Here is a 3489-nt window from a genome sequence, read left to right on the forward strand (position 1 = left end):
CGGTTCCATCCTGCTTCAGCGCCAGCGAAGAGTACCAGCCCGCTGCGACGCTCATCGCGCCCGAGAGCCCCGGGACCTGCACCGGCGTGGTCCTGTTCGTGGAGGTGCCGTCGCCGAGTTGGCCCTTGTCGTTGTTGCCCCAGGCCCATACGGTCCCATCCGACTTCACGGCCAGCGAATGCTCCTTCTTCGCGGAGAGGGCCACCACGTTCGTGAGCCCCACCACCTGCACCGGCGTGGTCCTGTTCGTGGTGGTGCCATCGCCAAGCTGCCCGTGCGAGTTGTAGCCCCAGGTCCACACGGTGCCGTCCTTCTTCAACGCCAGGGAGTGGTGATCACCCGAGGCGATGGACTGCACGTTGTCGAGCCCCACCACCCGCACCGGCGTGGTGCTCTGGGTGGTCGTCCCATTGCCGAGCTGTCCCGACTGATTCAGTCCCCACGCCCAGACACTCCCATCCAGACTCAGCTTCAGGTTGTGGGAATACCCAGCCGCCACCTTTGAGGGCTTTGGCGGGGAGGCACCCGCCACCGCGAAGACCAGGTCGTCCCGGTCATCATAGGCACCACCCGTGCAAGTGCCTGCGGTCCCCCCATAACGGAAGACCGCGCGCAAGGCCTGGGTGCTGCCACCCTGCGGCAGCGTGTAGCTCGCCCGCAGCGTCTGCACACCGGCCCCGGTGGGCACCAGGGTGGTGATGAAGGTCCAACTCGGGTTGTTCGCGTCCACCGCGTAATACAGGTCCAGCGCATCCGACGAGTACCCGGAATAGGCCCACACATCGACTTCGACGCTCACCTGCTTACCGGGAGCCAGGTCGGTACCATCGAGGGTGTACACCTTCACCCGGTCCAGTGACTCGTCGGAGTGGTAGCCGCCACCGGTGCCGTCCGCGCAGGTGCTGCCCAGGGTGTTGGGCGCGTTGGACTCGGGCCCCACCGGACCACGACCGTTGACGAGGTTGCCCGTGTCACAGCCGGAGGCCACCCCGAGGCACCGGGGCACCTTCAACGTCGAATCATAGCTGGCCGTCGCCGTCAGCGCCGCCGAGTTGGTGCCCAGTTCCGGCCCGGACTGCTCCCCCTCGCTCTCTTCTCCCATCTTCCCAGGCCCACACGCCCACAGTCCCACCGCCAGCACCGCCATGACATACGGCTTCCACATGGTTCATTTCCCCTCGTGAACGGATTTCGCGGGGGTACGTACCAGCGGATTCAGGCCGGCACTGTGAAGCGCCTCACTCAAAGGAGGTGAGGACCGTCACAGGGGTGCTCGCCGTGAGCCCCGCGTGCCGGAAATGAAAACCCCTGCCACCCGGTGAAGGGGGCAGGGGAGGAGGACGGGTTCGGGCTGCTTCAGTAATGAAGACCCCTGCCGCTCTATAGAGCGGCAGGGGTCTTGAGGACAGGGGCTCTCCTTCAGCCCGGCGCCATCAGTTCGTGCACTGCGCTCCGCCGTCGTTGTTGGCGAAGGTGTTGTTGTACGCGGGCAGGGTGAAGTCCGTCGTCACGGCGGTGCTGCCAGTGTCGCTGCCATCGCTCCTGGTGATGCCACAGCCGGATGATTCACTGAACGTGCTGTTGGTCACGAACGCGCCAATCTCGTTGTACACGTTCACGTTGCCCGTGCCGATGAGCCCCCCCGCTCCAGCGTGGGTGACGGTCACATGGTCGAGCTTGCTCCCACCGGCCTGCCAGAAGTGCAGCCCACGCCAGCTTCCCTTGACGGGAGTGCGCGTGAGCGCATCGAAGAGGATCGGTGCCGCCGCTGTTCCTGCCGCGATCAGCGCTCCGGGCTGTCCCTTACCGATCTGCATCGCACCGGAAACGCCGAACCGCAGCTGTGTCCCCGCGGGTAGGGTGAGCGTCGGATTGGATGCGGAGCCCACGTTGACGAGGTCGTTGACCTCATAATGAACTTCGAGCTTTGGCCATGTCTGGGTCGTGAGCACGTCACCCCCGGAGATCTCCACGGCGTTGAGGGCATTGCCGCTGATGGTGCCACCCATGGGCAGCGTGCCGGCGTAGTTGGCCTGCGTCGTGATGGCGTAGACGCCGCTGTCGTACACTGACAGTACGCTCGAACCTGGGCCGAAGGCCCCACCATCCAGCAGCTGGACACCATAGTCAGCGCTCTTGCGCACGGTGACGTTGTTGATGACGGGACGCGCACCGCCACCTGCTTTGTTCCCGTACACGTTCAGGTTGCCCGACCCGATGGCGGCTCCAGTTCCCCTGCCCGCGTACTCAATCGTCGTATAGGAGAGGCGAGTGGTGCTGGACGTCTGGCTCCGCAGGTGCACGCCATCCCAGTACCCGGGTTGGGGATTGGCCGAGTTCACGGTGAAGAGGACGGGCGAAGCCGCGGTGCCGTCCACGATCAGACCTCCCGGAGCCGTATCGCCGACGGAAAACCAGTAACCGGGCCCGAAGCGAAACACCGTACCGGCGGAGATGGTGAGCGTCGGGTTGCTGGCCCCCTGCACGCGGATGACATCATTCACGATGTAGGGGATGCCCAGGTTCGGCCAGGTCTGCGAGCGGGAGACACCGCCACTGAGGTCGACTCCATTGATCGCATTGTCCGTGAAGCTGCCGCCGGTCGGCAACGTGCCGGCCTGGTCGGCGCCGATGAGCATGGTGAGGTCCGCGCTGCCGGAGATGCTGAGCATGGTCGACCCGGCCCCGAAAGCGCTGCCGTCATTGTTTACCCACACTCCTACGCCGCCGCTATTGCGTATCGTCACATTGCGGAGCACCGGCGCCGCCTGGTTCTTGATGGTGATGCAGGCCTCCTCTGCCACCACCACGCCACGCCCACAGTTGCTCAGAGTGACGTAGCTGAACTCCGATGCACTCCCCGCCGTGGTGAACACCACGCCGCGCCAGTAGCCCTTGGTGGGCTCGCTCTGGTTGGCCACCAGGCGGATCGGAGACTCCTGGGTGCCTGGCGCCCGCAGCACCCCATTGGTGACGCGGAGCTCGGCGTCGAACTCGAAGCGGAGCTCCACCCCGGCTTCGAGGGTGAGCGTGGGCGCACTGGAGCCGTTCACCTCGATGATTCCGCGTACCACGTGCGGGTTGTCGGCCTCGCGCCATGTCTCGTTGGTGGTGATGGCGTTGGTGTGAAGGGTGGCCTGGACCGGGGTGACCGTGACGGAGGCCTGTCCTTGTTGGGTGCTGCTCCCCGCGGTGGCACTCGCGCTGATGGTCGCCGTCCCTGGCTTGATGGTGGAGACCTTGCCAGTCGAGCCCACCTTCGCCACGGACTCGTCGCTGGACGTCCAGGTATAGGAGACGTCGAAGCGCTCGCCGTACTGGTCCTTGGCGAGGGCCGTGCATTGCACGGGCCTGGTCGCCGGAATGGAAGCGGGGTCACAGGTCACGGTGACCGAGCTCAGCTTGGGCGCTTCGGGAGGGGGAGGGGGGGTGATGGGGTCGGGACACCCTCCGAGCACCAGCAGCGCGGAGAGCCAGAGAGATGCCTTG

Annotated in this window: 2 protein-coding genes; both read right to left on the reverse strand. The window is 65.7% G+C overall.

Annotation, left to right across the window (positions count from 1 at the left end):
- Window positions 1–1165 (reverse strand): RCC1 domain-containing protein (locus tag VF794_RS06205; protein ID WP_414640878.1); only part of this gene is annotated, 1165 nt, incomplete at its 3' end.
- A gap of 268 nt (window positions 1166–1433) precedes the next feature.
- Window positions 1434–3489, reverse strand: a 2056-nt coding sequence (locus VF794_RS06210) for an Ig-like domain-containing protein (RefSeq protein WP_331108259.1), incomplete at its 5' end; no start/stop codon positions are given.

It is taken from the genome of Archangium sp., from assembly GCF_036389735.1.
Classification (GTDB): Bacteria; Myxococcota; Myxococcia; order Myxococcales; family Myxococcaceae; genus Archangium.